20 protein-coding genes and 1 pseudogene are annotated in these 21,139 nt (G+C 66.3%); 9 read left to right on the top strand and 12 right to left on the bottom strand.

Translation table 11 applies throughout. The features are described from left to right. Window positions 1-12 precede the first annotated feature (12 nt). The 5 genes from WIX41_RS12260 to WIX41_RS12240 form a co-directional block, all read right to left on the bottom strand. A complete protein-coding gene (locus WIX41_RS12260) occupies window positions 13-1,122 on the bottom strand; it encodes an S-(hydroxymethyl)glutathione dehydrogenase/class III alcohol dehydrogenase (RefSeq protein ID WP_339447913.1) in 1,110 nt (369 codons plus the stop codon). Window positions 1,123-1,177: 55 nt separating this feature from the next. Next, on the bottom strand, window positions 1,178-1,453 hold the full coding sequence (gene frmR, locus WIX41_RS12255) for a formaldehyde-responsive transcriptional repressor FrmR (protein WP_339447911.1): 276 nt from the start codon (window positions 1,451-1,453) through the stop codon (window positions 1,178-1,180). Between the two features lie 173 nt (window positions 1,454-1,626). Next, window positions 1,627-1,776 carry a hypothetical protein gene (locus tag WIX41_RS12250; protein ID WP_339447909.1) on the bottom strand — a complete coding sequence of 50 codons (150 nt, stop codon included), beginning with the start codon at window positions 1,774-1,776 and terminating at the stop codon, window positions 1,627-1,629. A 38-nt stretch (window positions 1,777-1,814) separates the two neighbouring features. After that, on the bottom strand, window positions 1,815-2,798 hold the full coding sequence (locus WIX41_RS12245; RefSeq protein WP_339447907.1) for a glycoside hydrolase family 43 protein: 984 nt from the start codon (window positions 2,796-2,798) through the stop codon (window positions 1,815-1,817). Between the two features lie 105 nt (window positions 2,799-2,903). After that, on the bottom strand, window positions 2,904-3,740 hold the full coding sequence (locus WIX41_RS12240; RefSeq protein ID WP_339447905.1) for an outer membrane beta-barrel protein: 837 nt from the start codon (window positions 3,738-3,740) through the stop codon (window positions 2,904-2,906). A 272-nt stretch (window positions 3,741-4,012) separates the two neighbouring features. Here WIX41_RS12240 and WIX41_RS12235 point away from each other — a divergent pair, with 272 nt between their 5' ends. Next, window positions 4,013-4,417 (top strand): VOC family protein, encoded by a 405-nt coding sequence (locus tag WIX41_RS12235; protein ID WP_339447903.1) that lies wholly within the window; start codon window positions 4,013-4,015, stop codon window positions 4,415-4,417. A 9-nt stretch (window positions 4,418-4,426) separates the two neighbouring features. Here WIX41_RS12235 and WIX41_RS12230 read toward each other — a convergent pair whose 3' ends face one another. Continuing rightward, window positions 4,427-5,332, bottom strand: a complete 906-nt coding sequence (locus tag WIX41_RS12230; RefSeq protein ID WP_339447901.1) for a LysR family transcriptional regulator — start codon at window positions 5,330-5,332, stop codon at window positions 4,427-4,429. Window positions 5,333-5,435: 103 nt separating this feature from the next. Between WIX41_RS12230 and WIX41_RS12225 the strand changes: the two genes are divergently transcribed. Further along, window positions 5,436-6,488 carry an NAD(P)-dependent alcohol dehydrogenase gene (locus WIX41_RS12225; RefSeq protein WP_339447899.1) on the top strand — a complete coding sequence of 351 codons (1,053 nt, stop codon included), beginning with the start codon at window positions 5,436-5,438 and terminating at the stop codon, window positions 6,486-6,488. A gap of 180 nt (window positions 6,489-6,668) precedes the next feature. Here the strand turns inward: WIX41_RS12225 and WIX41_RS12220 are convergent, their stop codons facing one another. After that, on the bottom strand, window positions 6,669-8,033 hold the full coding sequence (locus WIX41_RS12220; RefSeq protein ID WP_339447897.1) for a glutamate--cysteine ligase: 1,365 nt from the start codon (window positions 8,031-8,033) through the stop codon (window positions 6,669-6,671). Window positions 8,034-8,266: 233 nt separating this feature from the next. Here WIX41_RS12220 and WIX41_RS12215 point away from each other — a divergent pair, with 233 nt between their 5' ends. Both WIX41_RS12215 and WIX41_RS12210 read left to right on the top strand, forming a co-directional pair. Then, window positions 8,267-8,965, top strand: coding sequence for a VIT1/CCC1 transporter family protein (locus WIX41_RS12215; protein ID WP_339447895.1), 699 nt, complete (start codon window positions 8,267-8,269; stop codon window positions 8,963-8,965). Then, a pseudogene (locus WIX41_RS12210) lies at window positions 8,965-9,090 on the top strand (AraC family transcriptional regulator); the annotation flags it as partial. The gene WIX41_RS12215 and the pseudogene WIX41_RS12210, both read left to right, overlap by 1 nt. A 35-nt stretch (window positions 9,091-9,125) precedes the next feature. Here the strand turns inward: WIX41_RS12210 and yihA are convergent. After that, window positions 9,126-9,749: a ribosome biogenesis GTP-binding protein YihA/YsxC gene (yihA, locus tag WIX41_RS12205; protein ID WP_282244244.1), complete on the bottom strand. Its 624-nt coding sequence runs from the start codon at window positions 9,747-9,749 to the stop codon at window positions 9,126-9,128. Between the two features lie 155 nt (window positions 9,750-9,904). Here yihA and WIX41_RS12200 point away from each other — a divergent pair, with 155 nt between their 5' ends. The 4 genes from WIX41_RS12200 to WIX41_RS12185 all read left to right on the top strand — a co-directional run bounded on the left by WIX41_RS12200 (window position 9,905) and on the right by WIX41_RS12185 (window position 13,183). Beyond that, window positions 9,905-10,699: a c-type cytochrome gene (locus tag WIX41_RS12200; RefSeq protein WP_339447893.1), complete on the top strand. Its 795-nt coding sequence runs from the start codon at window positions 9,905-9,907 to the stop codon at window positions 10,697-10,699. Between the two features lie 108 nt (window positions 10,700-10,807). Then, window positions 10,808-11,455 carry a thiol:disulfide interchange protein DsbA/DsbL gene (locus WIX41_RS12195; RefSeq protein ID WP_339447891.1) on the top strand — a complete coding sequence of 216 codons (648 nt, stop codon included), beginning with the start codon at window positions 10,808-10,810 and terminating at the stop codon, window positions 11,453-11,455. 106 nt (window positions 11,456-11,561) lie between these two features. After that, window positions 11,562-12,392: a thiol:disulfide interchange protein DsbA/DsbL gene (locus WIX41_RS12190; RefSeq protein ID WP_339447889.1), complete on the top strand. Its 831-nt coding sequence runs from the start codon at window positions 11,562-11,564 to the stop codon at window positions 12,390-12,392. A 53-nt stretch (window positions 12,393-12,445) separates the two neighbouring features. Further along, window positions 12,446-13,183, top strand: coding sequence for an endonuclease/exonuclease/phosphatase family protein (locus tag WIX41_RS12185; protein WP_409187493.1), 738 nt, complete (start codon window positions 12,446-12,448; stop codon window positions 13,181-13,183). A 33-nt stretch (window positions 13,184-13,216) separates the two neighbouring features. Here the strand turns inward: WIX41_RS12185 and WIX41_RS12180 are convergent, their stop codons facing one another. The 3 genes from WIX41_RS12180 to WIX41_RS12170 all read right to left on the bottom strand — a co-directional run bounded on the left by WIX41_RS12180 (window position 13,217) and on the right by WIX41_RS12170 (window position 15,624). Next, window positions 13,217-14,095, bottom strand: coding sequence for an EamA family transporter (locus WIX41_RS12180; protein ID WP_339447885.1), 879 nt, complete (start codon window positions 14,093-14,095; stop codon window positions 13,217-13,219). Between the two features lie 43 nt (window positions 14,096-14,138). Further along, window positions 14,139-15,008: an EamA family transporter gene (locus tag WIX41_RS12175; protein WP_339447883.1), complete on the bottom strand. Its 870-nt coding sequence runs from the start codon at window positions 15,006-15,008 to the stop codon at window positions 14,139-14,141. Between the two features lie 139 nt (window positions 15,009-15,147). Beyond that, on the bottom strand, window positions 15,148-15,624 hold the full coding sequence (locus WIX41_RS12170) for a VOC family protein (protein ID WP_339447881.1): 477 nt from the start codon (window positions 15,622-15,624) through the stop codon (window positions 15,148-15,150). 313 nt (window positions 15,625-15,937) lie between these two features. Between WIX41_RS12170 and fhuE the strand changes: the two genes are divergently transcribed. Beyond that, window positions 15,938-18,106, top strand: coding sequence for a ferric-rhodotorulic acid/ferric-coprogen receptor FhuE (fhuE, locus tag WIX41_RS12165; RefSeq protein ID WP_339447879.1), 2,169 nt, complete (start codon window positions 15,938-15,940; stop codon window positions 18,104-18,106). Window positions 18,107-18,201: 95 nt separating this feature from the next. Here fhuE and WIX41_RS12160 read toward each other — a convergent pair whose 3' ends face one another. Then, on the bottom strand, window positions 18,202-21,072 hold the full coding sequence (locus WIX41_RS12160) for a TonB-dependent receptor (RefSeq protein WP_339447877.1): 2,871 nt from the start codon (window positions 21,070-21,072) through the stop codon (window positions 18,202-18,204). Window positions 21,073-21,139: the final 67 nt, after the last annotated feature.

Here is a 21,139-nt window from a genome sequence, read left to right as displayed (position 1 = left end):
TACCCGCCGTGATCAGTAGTGGACGACCGAGCGGATCGACTTGCCTTCATGCATCAGCTCGAAGGCTTCGTTGATCTTTTCCAGTTCCATGGTGTGGGTGACGAACGGCGCCAGCTCGATGTCGCCCTTCATCGCATCTTCGACCATGCCCGGCAACTGACTGCGGCCCTTCACGCCGCCGAAGGCGGTGCCCTTCCACGAGCGGCCGGTGACCAGCTGGAACGGACGGGTGGAGATTTCCTGACCCGAGCCGGCCACGCCGATGATCACCGACTGGCCCCAGCCACGGTGCGCGCATTCCAGCGCCGCGCGCATCACGTTGACGTTGCCGATGCACTCGAAGGTGTGGTCCACGCCCCAGGTGGTCATTTCAACGATGACCTGCTGGATCGGCTTGTCGAAGTCCTTCGGGTTGACGCAGTCGGTGGCACCGAACTGCCTGGCCAACTCGAACTTGGAGGGGTTGGTGTCGATGGCGAAGATGCGGCCGGCCTTGGCCTGGCGCGCGCCCTGGATTACCGCCAGGCCGATGCCGCCCAGCCCGAACACGGCCACCGAATCGCCTTCCTGCACCTTGGCAGTGTTGTGCACCGCGCCGATGCCGGTGGTCACGCCACAGCCCAGCAGGCACACGTGCTCCGGGTTGGCGTCCGGGTTGATTTTGGCCAGGGAGACTTCAGCCACCACGGTGTACTCGCTGAAGGTCGAGCAGCCCATGTAGTGGTAGATCGGCTGGCCGTTGTAGGAGAAGCGGGTGGTGCCATCTGGCATCACGCCCTTGCCCTGGGTGGCGCGCACGGCCACGCACAGGTTGGTCTTGCCCGAGGTACAGAACAGGCACTGGCCACACTCGGCGGTGTACAGCGGAATGACGTGGTCGCCCGGCTTCACGCTGGTCACGCCCTCACCCACTTCCACCACGATGCCGGCGCCTTCATGGCCCAGCACGGCGGGGAACAGGCCTTCCGGATCATCGCCGGAGAGCGTAAAGGCATCGGTATGACAAACCCCGGTGTGGGTGATGCGCACCAGCACTTCGCCCTTCTGCGGCGGGGCAACGTCGATCTCGACGATTTTGAGCGGTTCGCCAGCGGCGAAGGCAACGGCAGCACGGGATTTCATGGGGAGGTCTCCAGGACAGATGACAAGGCAGGACAGCGCGCGGCAGGACGCGCGCTTACTTCAGGTAGGAACGGATAAGCGCGCTCATGTCGCGCACGCGTTCGGCACGCTGCGCGTCGGACTGCGCCGGTTGGCCGAATTCTTCGCGCAGGTGGGCTTCCATCACTTCGGACATCAACCCGTTGACCGCGCCGCGGATCGCCGCGATCTGCTGCAGCACCGGGCCGCAATCGGCACCGGATTCCAGCGCGCGGTCCAGCGCATCGCACTGGCCGCGGATGCGCCGCACCCGGGCCAGGACCTTCTTCTTTTCTTCAGGGGAATGAGGCACGGCACCGCGACCATGAAACTATACTGGGGGATAGTATACATGGACGACGAAAGCCCGGTGCACAGTGCAGGTGCAGGTGCAGGTGCAGGTGCAGGTGCAGGTGAGTCAGCGTGGCGACCTTGCCTGCGGGCAGGGCCGCCACGCTGTGGCACCGGTGGTGCGAACGGAAGGGTTCAGGTCGGTGCGAAACCGCGCGTGTTCTTCTTCTCGTTCTTTTCCGCCTTCTTTTCCTTCGCAGTTTTGGCAGGCTTCTTCTTCTGCTCTTTCTGCTTGTCCAGACCCTTGGCCATGGCGGCATGCTCTCTGTTGGTGGGGAGCAGCATGGCACATCCCAGGGGCGGCCGGGTGGCACGCCCCCGCGTCAGGGCAATGGATGCGCCGGCACCCCGTCGTGGGTCATCTTCACGGGCAGGATGTGCCCCTGCGCATCGAACACCATGCGGTCGATGGCGGTGGCACGCTGGTTGCGGTCGGTCAGGCCCAGCGGGCGCCGGTGGTAGACGATGTACCAGCTGTCATCGTCCGGGGCGTGAATGAGCGAATGGTGGCCGGCGCTGGTGGCGATGGCCGGGTCCTGCTGCAGGATCCGCCCGATCCGCTTGAATGGACCGGTCGGCGCATCGGCGATGGCGTACGCCACCGAGTAGTCCGGCTCGCCCCAGCCGCCTTCGGACCACATGTAGTAGTAGCGGCCGCCGCGCTTGAACATCAGCGAGCCTTCGACATACTCCGGTGCGGGGGTGATTTCCTTGTACAGCGTGCCATCGGGCAGCGGCTCGATGCCGGTGAAATCGTCCTTGAGCCGCACGATGTTGGCGTGCTTCCAGCCGCCATAAAGCATGTACCAGGCACCATCGTCGTCCTTGAACACGAACTGGTCGATGGGCTGGGCGCCGTTGTGGAACGAGCCGATCAGCGGCTTGCCAAGCAGGTCGCGGTACGGGCCCTCGGGCCGGTCGGCCACGGCCACGCCGATGCCACCCAGCTCGCTGTCGTTCTTGATGTCGTTGGCGGAAAAGAAGAAATAGTACCTGCCGTCCTTCTCGACCACCGACGGCGCCCACAGCGCTTCCCTGGCCCAGGAGACCGCTTCGATCTTCAGCACACCGGGATGCCGGGTCCACTGCACCAGGTCGGGCGACGAGAAGGCATCGAACGCGGTCTGCTCGGCATACGGGCGCGAGCTGGTCGGGAAAATCCAATAGGTCTTGCCGAACACCGCCGCTTCGGGGTCGGCGTACCAGCCGGGCAGGATCGGATTGCCCGACATCGGCGCGGCCACCGCGCCAAACGAAACTGCTGCCGCCAGTGCGGCGGCCACCATCATCGTGCTGCGAACCCCCATGCCCTGCCCTCCCGTGCCAGTTCATCGAAGGACCAGTTTAGATCGATTCAAGCCCTGGGTTTGTGCGCACTGCAACATAGGGGCGCGCCGCGCGGTATCCGTGCGTCAGAACCGGTACACCAACCCCAGGCGCAGGCCGGCATCCTTGAAGTCAACATTGCCGCTGAAGCTGTCCCTGTCGGCGTCTGCTTCGATCCGGGTGTAGGTGTAGTCGAGGGTGAAGCCGGTCCGCTCCCACGGGAACCACTCCACACCTGCACGACCGAAGTAGATGTCGCCGTCGATGTCGTCGAGGCTGACGGTGAAATAGCCCACATCCGCCGACAGGCGCCAGTCGTCCGACGGCGTCCAGCGCCAGCCGGCGCCGATCATCGGCGCCGGTACGTCCGCCGAGACCCTGCTGCTGGCAGAACCTCCGCCCTGGTTGCCGCCCACGTCCACATCCAGCTTGATGCCCAGCTCCATCCGGTACCAGACCAGGCCAACGCGCGGACCCAATGCCCATTGGGTATTGGACGCCGCCCACCAGGTATAGGAGGCCTCGTAGGCATCGATGTCCACGTCCGTGCGTACCGTACTGGAGGCTTCGTAAAGACGTCCGTCGAACTCGATGTCGCGGTCGATCCGGCGCGTCGCATCCGCACTCTGCGTGTAGTACGAGGCGGCGAACTCATGCTTTTCCCACGGCCGCCAGGTGAGGCCGACGGTAGCCACGAGATTGTCGTCGCCCAGGCCAAGGTCGCGGTGCAGGTCGATGTCGGTACCGCGCCGGCCTTCGCCATCGGCGCGGATCTCGGTATCGAACGAGGTCACATAGCCGCTGACGTGGACGCTGAAGGTGTCCAGCGGTTCCACGGCGTGGGCTTGGGGAGCGAACACCAGCGCCAGGGTCGGCAGGCAGAGGGCGATGAGGATGTTGCGGAACGGCAGGGAGAGCGACATGTCCGGGGCTCCGGGATGGCCGAGCTCAAACTGGATGTTGCGGGTCCGCCAGTCTGGAAACCATGGTTGCACCACGGGGGGCGGTTGGAAAGGTGATTTTGGCTGGGGGGGCGCCAGTAAATGTACTTACGGTTGGGGCTGCGTAGCAGCCAGGCAGGGCCTGGCTCTACGATGCTGCTTTACGTGGCAGCCAGGCAGGGCCTGGCTCTACGATGGTGCTTTACGCGGCAGCCAGGCAGAGTTTGGCTCTACCTGCTGCTTGAGGGTCTGGCATGGATTTTCTGGTCAATATCGATGTGGACAATCTGGATGCTGCGGTGGCGTTTCATACGCGTGCGTTCGAGCTGCGTGTTGGGCGCCGCTTCGGGAACGATGGGGTGGAGCTGTTGGGCGGGCCGGCACCGATCTACCTGCTGGCCAAGCCAGCAGGCAGCACCGCCACGCCGCAGGTGCGCGACCGCCGCGACTACCGGCGGCACTGGACGCCGTTGCACCTGGACTGGGTGGTGGACGATCTGGACGTCGCCCTGGTGCGCGCGGTCGCCGCCGGCGCACGCGTGGAACAGGCACCGGCAACGCACGCATGGGGCCGGATCGCCCTGCTCGCCGATCCGTTCGGCCACGGCTTCTGCCTGCTGCAGTTCCTGGGTCGCGGCTACGACGAGATCAGCGGCTGACGCGCGCCATCAGTCCGACACCGGATCGGTCGTCTCGCGCAGCATATCCACGAAGGCGCGCAGCGCCGAGGACATCTGGCGCTGGCGCGGGTAATAGAGCACCCAGCCGACGAACGGTTCGCTCCAGTCCTCCAGCACCGCCACCAGCCGGCCGTCGTCCAGGTACGGACGTGCCGCGTCCTCCAGTACATAGGCCAGACCCAAGCCGTCCAGCACTGCCTGCAGGATGGTGTGCTGGTCGCCCAGGGTGAGCCGGCCCGGCACATCGATGTCCAGGGTCTGGCCATCGCGCTCGAACTGCCACTTGTACAGATGCCCGCTGGCGAACCGGAAACGCACGCACTCGTGCTGGGCCAGTTCGCGCGGATGCCGGGGCACCGCGCGGACCTGGAGGTAGGCCGGCGACGCCACGATCAGTCCACGCAACGACGGACCCAGCGGCACCGCCACCATGTCTTCCGGCACGAACTCATGCAGCCTCACCCCGGCGTCATAGCCTTCGGCCACGATATCCACCAGCCCGTCGTCCTGTGCCACCTCCAGCCGCACATCCGGGTGCGCGCGCAGGAAGCGCGCCAGGCGCGGCCCCAGCTGGGTGTGCACCGCCGCGCGGGTGGCATTGATCCGCAGCAGCCCAGCCGGCGCCGCGCGGAAGTGGTTCATCTCCTCCAGCGCGTCGTGCACCTGGCCCAGCGCCGGCTGCAGGCGGTCGAGCAGGCGCTGCCCGGCCTCGGTCAGGGCCACGCTGCGGGTGGTACGGTGAAACAGGCCCACCCCCAGGCGCTCTTCCAGTGCGCGGATGGCATAGCTCACCGCCGAGGTCGACAGCGCCAGCTCCGCCCCCGCGCGGCGGAAGCTGCGGTGGCGGGCCACGGCCGCGAACGCAGCCAGGTGGGTCAGGTTGTCAGTCGCCACAATTGTGCAGTCTGCCTTGATGAATCATGCCGATATTCTGACTGTATACCCATGATGAGCGGGCGTATTGTAAAGCGCCTTTCCACAAATCCAGGATACCCCCATGTCGCTTGCCCATGGCTACGCCGTGCACGACCAGACCGCCCCGCTGGTGCCGTTTTCCTTTGAACGCCGCGCGGTCGGCGCCAACGATGTCCGCATCCAGATCCTCTACAGCGGTATCTGTCACTCCGATCTGCACCAGGCCCGCGACGACTGGGGCGGCGCGCAGTTCCCGATGGTGCCGGGCCATGAAATCATCGGGCGCGTGACCGAAGTCGGCGCCAACGTCACCCGCTTCAAGGTCGGCGACTTCGCCGGCGTGGGCTGCCTGGTCGACTCCTGCCGCCACTGCGATGCCTGCGACCACGACCTGGAGCAGTACTGCGAAAAGGGCCCGACCTACACCTACAACAGCACCGAACGCGGCAGCGACCAGCTCACCTTCGGCGGTTACTCCGACCATATCGTGGTCGAGCAGCGCTTCGTGGTGAAGGTGTCTGAAACCCTGGACCTGAAGGCCGCCGCCCCGCTGCTGTGTGCCGGCATCACCACCTATTCCCCGCTGCGCCACTGGAAGGTCGGCCCCGGCCAGAAGGTCGGCGTGATCGGCCTGGGCGGTCTGGGCCACATGGGCGTGAAATTCGCCAAGGCCATGGGCGCCACCGTGGTGATGATCACCACCACCCCGGAAAAGGGTGCCGATGCCAAGCGCCTGGGCGCCGATGACGTACTGGTCTCACGCGATCCGGCGCAGATGAAGGCACACGCCAACAGCTTCGACTTCCTGCTCAACACCATCCCGGTCAGCCACGACACCAACCCGTACATGTCGCTGCTCAAGCGTGACGCCACCATGTGCCTGGTCGGCGTGATCACCGAACTGGACCCGCCGCTGATGGGTTCCAGCGTGATCTTCGGCCGCAAGCACGTGACCGGCTCGGCGATCGGCGGCATGGCCGAAACCCAGGAAATGATGGATTTCTGCGCCGAGCACAACATCGTCAGCGACGTGGAAGTGGTCGACATCAAGACCGTCAACGAAGCGTGGGCACGCATGGCGAAGAACGATGTGCGGTATCGGTTCGTGATCGACATGGCGACGTTGGCGGCATAACCGCGGCGTCGAGCAAGGTGACGACCAACATTCGTCACCTACCGGTTTTGATTTTTTTCATGCGTTACCGGGCGCGGAGGGTTTCCCGGCAGTATCGCGCAATGCAAGAGGGGCGGCCCGTTGGCCGCCCCAGCACGTAACAATCGAAACGCTGCCGTTCGCGCGACCAGCGACGAAGAATCAATACGCGAACTGCTTGAACACCGGGTCCACGCTCTGGTTCCACTCGCCGTGGTACAGCGCCAGCTTGCGCTCGGCCGGGGTGATCCCCGAGGCGACGATTTCCTGCAGTACATCCAGGAAGTGGCTTTCATCCTGGCCATCGGCGTTGCGCGCCGCGCGGCGCTGCAGGCCGGCCACGGCGATCTTCAACGCCTCGGCCGCCAGATCACGCACCGTGCCGCCGCGGAACGGCAGGTTCAGCGCATGCTTCGGCACCCCATCGCGCAGCGCATGGCGTTCCACCAGGCTGAAATCGCGCACCAGGTCCCACGCCGCATCCAGCGCCGCATCGTCATACAGCAGGCCGACCCAGAACGCCGGCAGCGCACACAGACGCGCCCACGGGCCGCCATCGGCACCGCGCATTTCCAGGTACTTCTTCAGGCGCACTTCCGGGAACGCCGTGGTCATGTGGTCCGACCAGTCGCTCAACGTCGGCAGCTGACCCGGCAGCACCGGCAGCTTGCCCACCATGAAATCGCGGAAGCTCTGCCCGCTGGCATCGTGGTACACACCATCGCGATAAGAGAAGTACATCGGCACATCGAGCAGGTAATCCACGTAACGCTCGTAACCGAACCCATCCTCGAACACGAAGTCCAGCATGCCGGTGCGGTCAGCGTCAGTGTCGGTCCAGATGTGCGAACGGTAGCTCAGGTAACCGTTCGGCTTGCCTTCGGTGAACGGCGAATCGGCGAACAGCGCCGTGGCGATCGGCTGCAGCGCCAGCGACACCCGGAACTTCTTCACCATGTCCGCTTCGGTGGCGTAATCCAGGTTTACCTGCACCGTGCAGGTGCGGGTCATCATGTCCAGGCCGAGCGAGCCGACCTTGGGCATGTAGTCGCGCATGATGCGGTAGCGGCCCTTGGGCATCCACGGCATTTCTTCGCGCGTCCACTTGGGCTGGAAGCCCATGCCAAGGAAGCCCAGCTCCAGCTCGGCAGCCACCTGGGCCACTTCGTTGAGATGGGTGCCGGTTTCCACGCAGGTCTGGTGGATGCTTTCCAGCGCCGCACCGGAGAGCTCCAGCTGACCGGCCGGCTCAAGCGTGACCGAAGCGTTGTCGCGCAGCAGCGCGATGGTGCGACCGTTCTCCTGCACCGGCGCCCAGCCGAAGCGGGTCAGCCCGGTGAGCAGCGCTTCGATACCGCGGTCGCCATCGAACGTGGGCGGGCGCAGGTCGTCCAGCCGGAAGCCGAACTTCTCGTGTTCGGTACCGATGCGCCATTGCGCCTTGGGCTTTTCGCCGGAGGCCAACGTGGCGACCAGTTCATTGCGGTCGGTGATCGGCGTCGCGGCGACGTGGCTGGGGCTCGACAAGGGAAGGCTCGCAGGGATTCTGGACTGGACGGGGATGTGGGGCTCATCGCCCGGCATCGCAAGGGCGCAGTATAAGGTGGCCGTTCCGGCCGTCGTGCCACCGTGACGGTTTTCTGCATCCTACTGGGAGCTACTTGACGCTGCCGATGCCCCGCCACGCCGGTGTTGCTCCCCTGCCAACGCAGCTGCGTCGCGTTCCTGCACGCAGCCCGGCCCCGGCCTAGACTGTCCGCATGAGTCGATCCAGGCATCCTGAAGTGCACCGCTCCGACCGGGTTGGCTGGCTGCGCGCGGCCGTGCTGGGGGCCAACGATGGCATTGTCTCGGTGGCCGGGCTGGTGGTGGGCATCGCCGCCAGCGGCGCCAGCGCCTCCACCGTATTGGCCACCGGCATCGCCGGCACCGTGGCCGGCGCAATGTCCATGGCCGCTGGCGAATACGTGTCGGTGCAGTCGCAGGCCGACACCGAGCGGGCCGACCTGGCCGTCGAACGGCGCGAACTGCACGAAGACCCGCACAGCGAACTGGAAGAGCTGGTGGCGATTTACCACCATCGCGGCCTGAGCGTGGAACTCGCGCGCGAGGTGGCCGTGCAGTTGACCGCGCACGACGCCCTGGCCGCCCACGCGCGCGACGAACTGGGCATCACCGAAGAACTGCGCGCCCGCCCGCTGCAGGCGGCACTGGCCTCGGCCGGCGCGTTCGTCAGCGGCGCCGCACTGCCGGTGCTGACCGCCTTGCTGGCACCGCACGACCACGTCGCCCAGGTCACCACCGCCGCCACGCTGCTGGGCCTGGGCGTGACCGGTGCCCTGGCCGCGCGCGCCGGTGGCGCGCCGCCGCTGCGCGGCGCACTGCGCGTGATGTTCTGGGGCGCGCTGGCGATGGGCGCGGCGGCATTGATCGGCCAGTTGTTCGATACTGCGCTGTAATGGACATGCCTGTTCGCCCCGATCCGCTGCTGGCCGAGATGGCCAGCCTGGCCGACTGCCAGCGTGCGGGCGGCTATGCCTGCATTACCGCGCGCCGCGAACACGGCGCGCAGTCGGTGGACATGGGGAATGCGCGCCGTTGCCGGTGCGATGACCGGGGTTACGGCGCCTCGGGCGCCGGTTTGTTCAGGCCCAGCCAGCCACCGATGATCCCGCGTGCCTCGTCCACGCCCTGCCGGGCCGGGCCGGAGAAGGTCTGCACACTGACGGTGTCGCCGAAGGCGGACTGCAGCTCCTTGCGCACCTTCTGCAGGGCAATGCCCTGCTGGCCACGGCCGAGCTTGTCGGCCTTGGTCAGCAGCGCGTGCGCCGGCAGCCCGCGCCGAACCGCGTAGGCCAGCATCTGCCGGTCGTAGTCCTTGAGCGGGTGGCGGATATCCATCACCACCACCAGCCCGCGCAGGGCCTCGCGGGTGCGGAAGTACTGGTCGATGAAGGCCTGCCAGTGCGCCTGCAGGTCCAGCGGCACCTTGGCATAGCCGTAACCGGGCAGATCGACCAGTTTGGCGTCCGGGGTGACTTCGAAGAACACCAGCTGCTGGGTGCGCCCGGGGGTCTTGGAGACCCGGGCCAGGCTGTTCTGGCGGGTCAGGGCGTTGAGGGCACTGGATTTGCCGGCGTTGGAGCGGCCGGCAAAGGCCACTTCGGCCCCCACGTCGTCCGGCAATTGCCGGGTATTGTGGGCCGAGAGCAGGTAATGGGCACGTTCGAGGAGCAATGACATGGGCATAGGATCGCATGTCCGGGCCGGCCGCGTGCTGTCGGTCACCGGTTTTGCCGCACTGCCGCGTTGACCCCGGCGTGAAACGGCGTGGATAATCGGGTGATCCCCGCGTGTGCAGCCTGCACATGCCAGGCCGGTCCACACGGAGCTTTCGCATGCGCCATGCTCGCGTTCTTGCCGTTTCCGCTGTCGCTGTATCGTTGCTCGCCGCCGTTGCATACGCCCAGACCGCGGTAACCCCGTTGCCGGACAACACGCCGGTGAGAACGGCGTCGCTCGACGTCGATTTCAGCAAGACCACCTGGGGCGATGCCAAGGCGGGCCAGGCCAAGGCCGCCGCGTGCGCGGCCTGCCACTCGGCCGACGGCAATGCCACGGTCGAGATGTACCCCAGCATCGCCGGCCAGAGCGAACGCCACATCGCCCAGCAGATGGCGTTGATCGCCAACGGCCAGCGCACCTCCGGGGCCTCGGCGGCGATGGTGCCGTTCGTGCAGGACCTCAGCCCGCAGGACATGCGCGACATCGGTGCGTATTTCGCAACGCAGAAGGCCAGCGCCGGGCTTGCCGACGACAGCCTGGTAACCGAAGGTCCTTACAAGGACAAGAAGTTCTACGAGATCGGCCAGCAGCTCTATCGCGGCGGCGATGCCCAGCGTGGCATTCCGGCGTGCATGGCCTGCCACGGTCCCACCGGTGCCGGCAACCCGGGCCCGGCCTACCCGCATGTGGGTGGGCAGCACGCCTCATATGTGGCGCGGCGACTGCAGGAGTACCAGGCCGGCGTGACCCAGGAAACCGACAAGACGCACTTCCAGATCATGGCCAGCATTGCCAAGTCGCTGACCGAACAGGAGATCCAGGCATTGGGCAGCTACCTGCAGGGCCTGCATAGCCGCGCCGATGACGTGGCCACCGCCACGCCGCGCGCCGGTGCAGCACGGCAGTGAGGACGCACCGGGCCCGATGACAGATGCGCCCCGCCGCAGCGGCGGGTTATGTTCACCGCCACGCCGGCACTGGGCCGGCGTTGTTTTTTCCGATGGAGATGGATGTAGATGACGTTGATGCCCCGCCTGATGCTGTTGCTGCTGGCCCTGAGCCCCCTGTCCGTGCTGGCCGCGCCCGCCCCCGCCGCGCTGGTGGAAGGCAAGGATTACGAGGTGATCGAGGCGGCGGAGCCATGGGCGCCGCTGGCCGGCAAGATCGAGGTGGTGGAAATGTTCGGCTACACCTGCCCGCACTGCGCGCATTTCGAGCCGATCCTGGAGGCCTGGCAGAAGAAGCTACCCAAGGACGTGCGTTTCACCGCAGTACCCGCCGCATTCGGTGGTCATTGGGATTCCTACGCCCGCGCCTACTACGCCGCCGACCAGCTGGGCGTGGCCCAACGCAGCCATGCCGCCATGTTCAAGGCGCTGCATGAGGAGGGCAAACTGCCGATGCAGAACGTGTCCTCCGACGAACTGGCCGGCTTCTACAAGGATTACGGCGTCACCGCTGCCCAGTACACCGCAGCCCTCAAGAGCGAAGCGGTGGACAGCAAGGTCACCGCCGCCCGGAAGTTCGCCCAGCGCACCAAGGTGCCAGGCACCCCCTCGCTGATCGTCAACGGCAAGTACCTGGTCAAGGGCACCTCCTTCGAGGACATGCTGCGCAACGCCGATGCCCTGATCGCCCGCGAGCGCGCGGCGGAAGCTCGCTGAACCATCACGCACCCTGCACGTGGCGCCCCGGCGGCCGCGTGTCATCATTCCCCCTTGGCCGGCGCCCGATGCGGCGGCCCCAACATGCTCTGCTGGAGACGCTTCGATGAAGACCCGTTTCGCCCTCATGCTCATGGCCCTGCTGCCCATCCTGGCCGCCTGCAAGGCCCAGGACGGCACCACCAACACCACTGCGCCGACCGAACCGGCCGCGCCGACCAGCACCCCGGCCGCCGAAACCACCCCGGCCCCGACCGAGGCCGCACCGGCGGCCAGCGGTGAAACCGCCGCCGCCGAAACCGCCGCTGCCGAAGCCACCACCCCGGCACCGGCACCGGCTTCGTCGCGCCCGACCGGTCCGGAACCGGTGGAAGGCACCGACTACCTGGTCATCGCCGACGGCAAGCCGTTCCAGCCGGCCACCGGCAAGATCGAAGTGGCCGAAGTCTTCGGCTTCGTCTGCCCGGCCTGCGCCGCGTTCCAGCCGCTGATCGGGCCGTGGAAAGCCGGCCTGCCCAGCGATGTGAACTTCGTGTACATACCGGCCATGTTCGGCGGCACCTGGGACGATTACGCCAAGGCGTTCTATGCCGCGCAGTCGCTGGGCCTGGAAGACAAAACCCATGAGGCGCTGTACAGGGCCATCCACGTCGACCAGTCCCTGAAGGGCGAGCGCGGTCGCGATTCGGTGCAGGACATCGCCGCCTTCTACGCCAAGCACGGCGCCGATGCGAAGCAGTTCGAAGCGGCCATGTCCAGCTTCGCGGTGAGCGCCAAGACCAGTGCCGCCAAGCAGTTCGCCCTGCGCAGCAAGATCCAGAGCACGCCGTCGGTGATCGTCAACGGCAGGTACCTGGTCAAGGGCAAGAGCTTCCCGGACATGCTGCGCATCGCCGATCACCTGATCGCCCGCGAACGCGCCGCCAAGGGCAACTGAGCCATCCAGAGCAAGCTACCGTCGTGACTTCCCCCAACACGCGGACCCTGCGCCTGCTTACGGCCAACATCCAGGCCGGCTCAAGCACCCGCCGCTACAGCGACTATGTGACCCGCAGCTGGTCGCATGCGCTGCCGGCGGGCCGCAAGCGGACCAGCCTGGACGCCATCGCCCAGCTGGCCCGCGGTCACGACATTGTCGGCCTGCAGGAGGCCGATCCCGGCAGCCTGCGCTCGGGCTTCACCAACCAGACCCATTATCTGGCCGAGCGCGCCGGCTTCAATTACTGGAGCCACCAGCCCAACCGCCGCATGGGCGGGGTCGCCTCCAGCGCCAACGGCCTGTTGAGCCGGCTGGAACCGGTGGAAGTACAGGACCACGCCCTGCCCGGCCGGATCGGCGGGCGCGGCGTGCTGCTGGCCAAATTCGGCGACGGCACCGAGGGCCTGGCCGTAGCGGTGGCCCACCTGTCGCTGGGTACCAACTCGCGCATGTCGCAGCTGGCCTTCATCGCCGACCTGCTGTCCGAGCACTCCAACGCAGTGCTGATGGGCGATTTCAACTGCCTGGCCGAACGCCCGGAAATGCAGGTGCTGTACCAGAAGACCAACCTGCAGCCGCCCGGCTGTGCGGTGCCCACCTTCCCGAGCTGGCGCCCGGACCGGGCCATCGACCACATCCTGCTCAGCAGCGGCCTGCAGCAGCGCAGCGCCGAAGCGGTGCCGGCCGCGTTTTCCGATCACCTGGCGTTGGCCATGGCGATCGATGTGCCCAGCGACGCCTTGCGCTGACCGCCTGATACACCGGTGAAGCGGTGATGGGGTTTACGCCGTCGGCTCGGCAAACACCGGCTCGCGGCGCTTGGCGGTCACCGTACTGCCAACCGATGCCACCACCGTGCAGCCGATCGCCGCCCATTGCAGCGGCGTCAGGTGCTCGGCCAGCAGGCCCATGGCCAGCAGCGCGGCTACCGCCGGTTCCATGCTGATGAGGATGCCGAACGTCTCTTTCGGCAACCGCTTCAACGCGGCCATTTCCAGCGACATCGGAATCGCACTGGAAACCACCGCTACGCCCAGCCCGAACAACAGGATCTTCGGGTCCAGCAACGCCATGCCCGCGTGCGCCACGCCCACCGGCACCACCACCAGCGCCGCCGCGCACAGCCCCAGCGATACCGTGTGCCCGGCATGCAGGTGGCCGGCGCGCTTGCCGAAGATGATGTACAGCGCCCAGCACACCGCCGCGCCCAGCGCATACAGCACCCCGGCCAGGTCCAGCGGCTCGCCGTGGCCCAGCGGCAACAGCAGCAGCAGGCCGGTGGCCGCGCAACCGACCCAGACGAAATCGATCGGCCGGCGCGAGGACCACATCGCCACCGCCAGCGGGCCGCAGAATTCGATCGCCACCGCGATGCCGAACGGGATCGTGCGCAGGGCCATGTAGAACAGCAGGTTCATCACCCCCAGGGTGATGCCATAGCGGAAGATCGCCCCTGCGTCGGCACGGGTGGTGGTCCAGCGCCACGGCCGGAACACCGCCAGCAGCACCAGCGCGGAAAAGCCCACGCGCAGCGCGCTGGTGCCCTGCGCACCGATCAACGGGAACAGCTGCTTGGCGAACGAGGTACCGACGGACAGGGCCGTGACCGAACCAAGTACGGCCAGCACCGGGAACAACGTGGAGAGGCGGGAGGTAGACATCGTGGCAGGATACTCCGGCGGCCGGCCCGTGGATCGAAGTGCGTCAGGTGATGATCCCGGTCGTTGCCCGCCTCGAGGTCAACGTGCTGCCCACCGATGCCACCACCGTGCAACCGATCGCCGCCCACTGCAGCGGCGTCAGGTACTCGGCCAGCAGGCCCATCGCCAACAACGCGGCCACCGCCGGTTCCATGCTGATCAGGATGCCGAAGGTTTCTTTTGGCAGTCGTTTCAGCGCCGCCATTTCCAGCGACATGGGTATCGCGCTGGACACCACGGCAACGCCCAGCCCGAACAGCAGCAGCTTCGGGTCGAGCAATGCCATGCCCGCGTGTGCCACTCCCACGGGCACCACCACCACCGCGGCGGCCAGCATGCCCAGCGACACGGTGTGCCCCGCTCGCAGGTGCCCCGTGCGTTTGCCGAAGATGATGTACAGCGCCCAGCACACCGCTGCGCCGAGCGCGTACAGCATTCCGGCTGGATCCAACGCGCTGCCCTGCCCGAGCGGCAGCAGCAACAGCAGGCCGCCCAGCGCACAACCGACCCACAGGAAGTCGACCGGGCGTCGCGAGGACCACATCGCTACTGCCAGCGGACCCGAGAACTGGATCGCCACCGCAACGCCGAACGGAATGGTGCGCAGTGCCATGTAGAACAGCAGGTTCATTGTTCCCAGGGTGAACCCATAGCGGAGAATCGCGCCGGCGTCGACGCGGGTGGTGGACCAGCGCCACGGGCGAAACACCAACAGCAGCACCATAGCGGAGAATCCCACGCGCAGCGCACTGGTGCCCTGCGCTCCGATCAACGGGAACAACTGTTTGGCGAACGAGGTTCCGATGGCAAGCGCGGTTACCGAACCGAGTACGGCCAGCAAGGGGAACAGGGCAGGAAGGCGGGAGGTGGACATCGCGCGAGGATACGCACGCGCGCGCGCCGGCAGAAGAGTCGAACCCGTCGTTTCGACACACCGTGCGTGTCCCACGGAAACCCCGACACCACGTTATCGCGAACGATGCGGCACCGCGTGGGACACGCGTGGCGTGTCGCTACGCGATTGCTGCCTTGATGGTGGCTACGTCGATCTTCTTCATGGTCATCATCGCTTCGAAGGCGCGCTTGGCTACCGCCGGGTCCTTGCCGGTGAAGGCCTCGGTCAGCACCCGCGGAGTGATCTGCCAGGACAGCCCCCACTTGTCTTTGCACCAGCCACAGTCGCTCTCCTGCCCGCCATTGCCGACGATCGCATTCCAGTAACGGTCGGTCTCGGCCTGGTCGTCGGTGGCCACCTGGAAGGAAAAGGCTTCGCTGTGCTTGAAGGCGGGGCCGCCGTTGAGGCCGATGCATGGAATCCCGAGCACGGTGAAGTCCACCGTGAGCACATCCCCCTTCTTCCCCGACGGGTAGTCGGAGGGTGCGCGATGCACCGCCTGCACCGCGCTGTCGGGGAAGGTGGCGGCGTAGAACGCGGCGGCTTCCTCGGCGGTGCCGTCGTACCAGAGACAGAGGGTGTTCTTGGCGATCATGGGTGGCATTCCTGGAAGGGGACCGGCCCCGGTGCACCAACCCTAGGCGCGTGGTCGTTAAGGCCGGGTCGGCCGCGCCCGGCCGACGTGTCGCAATTCGCACCATTACGACGCATCGCCACATTGCGACTGAGAGTGATTCGCATTATCATGCCGTGATCCCGTTCGCGCCAGGGAGGTGCAGCGACGATCAGTTGCCAACGCCCGTGCCGGCCATCCGGCACCCGCCAGTCGCCTACTGACCCCCACTTTGTCCGCAGCGCCTGGCATCCGAGGATCGCCGCCTGGTGCGCGCCGCCGCCAGGAAACCCTGATGACCCGTACTGCCGTTGTGCTGTCCCGCACCCTGCCACAAGGCCGCCTGCCGCAGGCGCTGCTGATCGCGCTGGCCGCCGCCGCCCCTGCCCTTGCCCAGGAGGCGGCCGTCGACGCCACCACCCTGGACAAGATCGTGGTCAAGGGCGAGCGCGCCGAAGGCTATTCGGTCCGCCGCACCTCGGCCGGTACCCGATTCGACCTGGCCCCGCGCGAGATTCCACAGTCGGTCAGCATCATCAGCCACCAGCGCATCGAGGACCAGAACCTCGACGACATCATCGACGTGCTGGCCAACACTACCGGCATAAGCAGCACCCAGTCCGATACCGAGCGCACCGAGTTCTATTCGCGCGGCTTCTACATCGACAGCTACCAGTACGACAACCTGCCCACCCAGATGGTGCAGAACTGGAGCTACGGCGATTCCGGCCTGGATCTGGCCCTGTACGACCGCGTGGAAGTGGTGCGCGGCGCCACCGGCCTGCTCACCGGCGCCGGCAATCCGTCGGCCTCGGTCAACCTGATCCGCAAGCATGCCGACAGCGCCGAACTGACCGGCAGTGTGTCGGTCAACGTGGGCAGTTGGGGCCGCACCCGCAGCACCGTGGATGTGACCACCCCGCTCAATGCCAGCGGTTCGGTGCGCGCGCGGGTGATCGGCAGCTACCTGGATACCGAATCGCAGATGGACCGCTACAACCAGCACAAGACGCTGGGCTATGCGGTGATCGATGCGGACCTGACCCCCGACACCCAGCTCAGCGTGGGTTACGACTACCAGCAGAAGCGCGCCAACGGCGCCACCTGGGGCGGCTTCCCGATGCTGTTCTCCGACGGCAGCCCGACGCCGTACGACGAGTCGTTCAATTCGGCCGCCAAGTGGACCTATTGGGACACCACCAGCAAGCGTGCATTCGCCACCTTGGAACACGGCTTCGCCAACGACTGGAAGGTGCGCGTCGGCGCATCGCATGACGAAACCAAGGCCGATGACAAGCTGTTCTACCCGGCCTACAACGACTGGGTGACCGGGGCCTCGCTGTTCGATCCGGTCACCGGCACGGGAATTTCCCCGTCGGCCGGCTTCTACAACACCAGGCGCAAGGTCGACGCCGTCGACGGCTACGTGGAAGGTCCGTTCCAGCTGTTCGGCCGCGAGCACCAGCTGATGGCCGGCGTGAGCTACAACAAGCGCGACTACGCCAACTACGGTGACTACCAGGTAGGCGGCCCGGGCATGACCTGGGACCCGTTCACCAGCTATCTCAACTGGACCGGCAACATCAGCGAGCCCAACTGGAACCCGCTGAGCCTGGCCAGCGAGGGCACCATCACCCAGAAGGCAGGTTATGCCGCCACCCGCCTGTCGCTGGCCGACCCGCTGAAACTGATCCTCGGCGCGCGTTACACCGACTGGAAGAGCGAGGGCGAAGGCGCTGACCGTTCGCACAAGGTCACCACCCCGTATGCCGGCCTGGTCTACGACCTCAACGACACCTGGTCGACCTACGCCGCCTATACCGAGATCTTCCAGCCGCAGACGCTCAAGCAGCAGAACGGCAGCTACCTCGATCCGGTGGACGGCAAGAGCTACGAAGTGGGCGTCAAGGCCGCGTGGTTCGACAACCGCTTGAACGCCTCGCTGGCGGTGTTCCGCATCGAGCAGGACAACGTCGGCCAGGCCACCACGATTCCAGTGCAGGGCAGCCCGAACGAGTTCGCCTACACCGCCGCGCGCGGCACGGTCAGCCGTGGCTTCGAGCTGGAATTGAACGGCGAACTGGCCGCGGGCTGGAACGCCACCTTCGGCGCCTCGCGCTACGTGGCCAAGGACATCAACGGCGCGGACATCAATACCAACCTGCCGCAGACCACCCTCAAGCTGTTCACCAGCTACACCCCGCAGGCGCTGACCGACCTCACGGTGGGCGGCGGCGTGAACTGGCAGAACGGCATCTACTACCCGGTGCCGGCGTACGGCCGGATCGAGCAGGACGGCTACGCGCTGGTCAGCGCCTTCGTGCGTTACCGCCTGGCCCCGCAGTTCAGCGTGCAGGCCAACCTCAACAACCTGCTGGACAAGCAGTACTACTCGCAGATCAACGGCTACGGTGCCTACGGCGACGGCCGCAACGGCTCGATCACCTTCACCTGGTCGTTCTGATGCGTAAGCCGGGCAGAGCCCGGCTCTACATCCGGTAGCGCCGGGCTCTGCCCGGCAAACAGGGGCGCCATGGGCGCCCCTGTGCTTTTCCAGCCTTAGAACCGCAGGTCCGCCCGCAGGTACCAGTAGCGCCCACGCGGGATGTCGTAGGTGGACGCGTCGTAGCCGTTGAGCGAGCACGACAGGCAGATCGGCGGATCCTTGCCAAACACGTTGTTCAACCCGGCCGTGAGCTGCAGCCCCTTCATCCAGTCGATCTTGTAACCCACCTGCGCATCGTGGAAGGTCGTCGCTTCCAGCTCGTTGGTGCCGGCGGCCTGGTCGCTGCAGACCGGGAATGCCACCGCATCGCCACACTGCTCAGTGAGCTTGGAAATGTGTCGCACCGTCCAGGAGGCGCTCCAGTTGGACAAGGTCCAGCCCAGCGTCGCGTTGCTGGTCCATTCGGGGATGGAGCTGTCGTTCACCTCCACGCCCGGCTCCTGCGGCTGGCGCTGGCCAGCGGCACCGATTGCCTCATAGCGACCAACGAAGGTGTTCTGCCAGCCCAGCTTGAACTGTCCCGCATCGCTTTGCGGGAACGTCCAGAACAGGTCCACGTCCCAGCCATCGGTCTTGATCGAGCCCAGGTTGGTAAGCCGGTTGTTGAAGCCGCTCACCGCACCGGTGGAGGCACGGGTGATGCCGCCGCAGTAGAGCGGATCGAGCGTGTCCACGCACAGGTCGAGCTGGGTCTGCGCGTTGATTGCCTGGATCGCGCCTTCGATGGTGTGGCGGTAGAAGGTGACTTCCACGTCGAAGCGCTCGGACCACGCCGCATCACTGCCGAACCACGGGCTCCAGACGAAGCCGGCGGTGAAGCTGCGCGAACGTTCCGGGTCCAGCTGGTCGTTGCCGCCGGTGGTCACCGATATCTGCGAATTGGCTTGCTGGAACCCGGTCGGCACGCCGAGCGCGGCGCAGTTGGCGGCACTGCCGCGCGGCGGCGTACCGCCCAGCCCCACCGAGCACGGGTCGAACAACTGCAGGTCGGCGCGCGCGGCCGAACCGTACAGCTCACCGATCGACGGCGCACGGAAGCCTTCGGCATAGCTGGTGCGCAGCACGAAGTCGTTGCTCACCTGCCAGCGCAGGCCGTACTTGGGGGTGAACTCGCCACCAAAGGTGGAGTAATCCGAATAGCGCCCGGCCAGGCTCAGATCCAGCCGTTCGCCGCGGTCGGCCCTGGCGTAGATCGGCACCGCCAGTTCCAGGTACGCCTCGTTGACATCGTAGGAACCCGCGGTGGGCAGCGAGGGCACGCCGTTGTAATGCCCGGCCACCGTGATCGGATCCGGCTGGTACTCACCTTCGTACTTGCGGTACTCGTAGCCAGTGGCGAAGGAGACCGGACCGGCCGGCAGCGTGAACAGATCGCTGCTCAGGTTGGCGGTGAACAGGGTGAGCTCGTTCTGGCTGCGGTCGCGCACCACCGGCTGGATCCACGCCAGCATTTCCGGGGTGATCGTGCCCGGCCCACCGAAGATATTGAGTGGCACGCAGCCCGGGGTGGCCGCACAGACGGCCGGATCGCCCAGCGCCATGTTGACGTTGAAGATGTTGTAGCTGCCGTAGTTGGTCTGTTCGGCCTTGTTCTTGCTGTACATGCCGTTGACGTCCCACGACCAGCTGCGGTCGGCGGCGTCGAACAACCCGGTCAGGCCGGTGGCAAAGTACTGGGTGTCGACCTGCTGCTCGAACACGCGCGGGCCGCCTTCGACCGGGCGACGGCCGATCATGATCAGGTTGTCGGCCGAATCCAGGTCGAAGCCGAACGGGTTGTACGGGTTGAGCGCGGAGATCACGATGTTGTCGGCCAGCGGGTTGCCGGTGGCGCCATCAGGCCCGAAGAACAACGGTTCCGGACCGGCCTGGTTGGTCGATTCGCGGCGGTTGCCCAGCGCCTTGATGTACCACTGCATATTGTCGGTGATGTCGAAGCGGAACTGGCCGAAGATGCCCTTGCGCTCGGACGGCGTCAGCAGCATGTTGTATTCGGCGAAGTTGAAGCGGTCGGCGGTGGCGAAGCAGTGGTAATCGTCGGTGCGCACGCAGCCGTCGCCGCCGTTGAACACCGGCGAGGTCGCCCCGGTATTCGGGGTCAGGTCGTGCTCGATGCCGGTGTTGGGGTCGGTGAAGATGAAGCGCCCGGCCGGCGTGGCCGAGCTGCCGAAGGCCAGCCCGGTCTGCGGGATCGGGTAGCGCGATTGCTCACGGGTGTTGGCATACACCGGATCCTGTTTGGTCCAGCTGGCACCGAGGAACAGGGTGTAGCGGTCGCCGCTGGTGCCCCAGGCCAGGTCCACGCCTTTCTGGGTGCCATCGCCCTTGCTGTATTCACCGTAGTTCACGGTGACCTGGCCGCCGTCGAACTCGCGGCGGGTGATGATGTTGACCACGCCGGCAATCGCGTCCGAACCGTACAGCGACGAAGCGCCGTCTTCGAGCACTTCGATGCGCTCGACGATGGCCAACGGAATGGTGTTGAGGTCGGTGGCCGCGCCCACGCCCGAAGCGGAGGACTCATTGACCCAGCGGATGCCATCCACCAGCACCAGCACGCGCTTGGCGCCCAGGTGACGCAGGTCGACCTGGGCCGAACCAGCGCCGACACCGCTGCCATCAGGCGGGAAGCCGAAGTTGCCCGATGAGTTGAACTTGGCGTTGAGCGCCGAACCGGAGCCGGTCAACTGCTGCAGCACCTCGCCGATGGAATTCAGGCCGGTGCGTTCGATCTCGCTGCGGGTGAGGGTCTGGATCGGCACCTGGCCTTCGACCTCGGCCCGCTTGATGCGGGTACCGGTGACTTCCACCCGGTCCAGATCAGTGGTGGTGCGGGGAGCGTCCTGCGCGGTGGCAAGAACGGGAACGGACAGCAGGCACAGCGCTACGGCAGCCGCCAAGGGGCGGTAATGCAGGGTGTTCATTCGCTCTCTCTCCAAAGGAATGGCTGGCTGGGACCACCGCGCCTCCCCTTGAAGCGCGGCAGCGTCT

This window comes from Stenotrophomonas sp. AB1(2024) (assembly GCF_037482345.1).
GTDB lineage: Bacteria > Pseudomonadota > Gammaproteobacteria > Xanthomonadales > Xanthomonadaceae > Stenotrophomonas.
This window is presented reverse-complemented; position numbering and strand designations above follow the sequence as displayed.

Excerpts from the sequence above, each read along its gene's own strand:
- yihA (WP_282244244.1), bottom strand. The coding sequence starts at position 9,749 with ATGTCATTGCTCCTCGAACGTGCCCATTACCTGCTCTCGGCCCACAAT.
- WIX41_RS12245 (WP_339447907.1), bottom strand. The coding sequence starts at position 2,798 with ATGGGGGTTCGCAGCACGATGATGGTGGCCGCCGCACTGGCGGCAGCA.
- WIX41_RS12200 (WP_339447893.1), top strand. The coding sequence starts at position 9,905 with ATGCGCCATGCTCGCGTTCTTGCCGTTTCCGCTGTCGCTGTATCGTTG.
- WIX41_RS12195 (WP_339447891.1), top strand. The coding sequence starts at position 10,808 with ATGACGTTGATGCCCCGCCTGATGCTGTTGCTGCTGGCCCTGAGCCCC.
- WIX41_RS12190 (WP_339447889.1), top strand. The coding sequence starts at position 11,562 with ATGAAGACCCGTTTCGCCCTCATGCTCATGGCCCTGCTGCCCATCCTG.
- WIX41_RS12170 (WP_339447881.1), bottom strand. The coding sequence starts at position 15,624 with ATGATCGCCAAGAACACCCTCTGTCTCTGGTACGACGGCACCGCCGAG.
- WIX41_RS12240 (WP_339447905.1), bottom strand. The coding sequence starts at position 3,740 with ATGTCGCTCTCCCTGCCGTTCCGCAACATCCTCATCGCCCTCTGCCTG.
- WIX41_RS12180 (WP_339447885.1), bottom strand. The coding sequence starts at position 14,095 with ATGTCTACCTCCCGCCTCTCCACGTTGTTCCCGGTGCTGGCCGTACTT.
- WIX41_RS12260 (WP_339447913.1), bottom strand. The coding sequence starts at position 1,122 with ATGAAATCCCGTGCTGCCGTTGCCTTCGCCGCTGGCGAACCGCTCAAA.
- WIX41_RS12215 (WP_339447895.1), top strand. The coding sequence starts at position 8,267 with ATGAGTCGATCCAGGCATCCTGAAGTGCACCGCTCCGACCGGGTTGGC.
- WIX41_RS12225 (WP_339447899.1), top strand. The coding sequence starts at position 5,436 with ATGTCGCTTGCCCATGGCTACGCCGTGCACGACCAGACCGCCCCGCTG.
- WIX41_RS12250 (WP_339447909.1), bottom strand. The coding sequence starts at position 1,776 with ATGCTGCTCCCCACCAACAGAGAGCATGCCGCCATGGCCAAGGGTCTG.
- WIX41_RS12235 (WP_339447903.1), top strand. The coding sequence starts at position 4,013 with ATGGATTTTCTGGTCAATATCGATGTGGACAATCTGGATGCTGCGGTG.
- fhuE (WP_339447879.1), top strand. The coding sequence starts at position 15,938 with ATGACCCGTACTGCCGTTGTGCTGTCCCGCACCCTGCCACAAGGCCGC.
- WIX41_RS12160 (WP_339447877.1), bottom strand. The coding sequence starts at position 21,072 with ATGAACACCCTGCATTACCGCCCCTTGGCGGCTGCCGTAGCGCTGTGC.
- WIX41_RS12175 (WP_339447883.1), bottom strand. The coding sequence starts at position 15,008 with ATGTCCACCTCCCGCCTTCCTGCCCTGTTCCCCTTGCTGGCCGTACTC.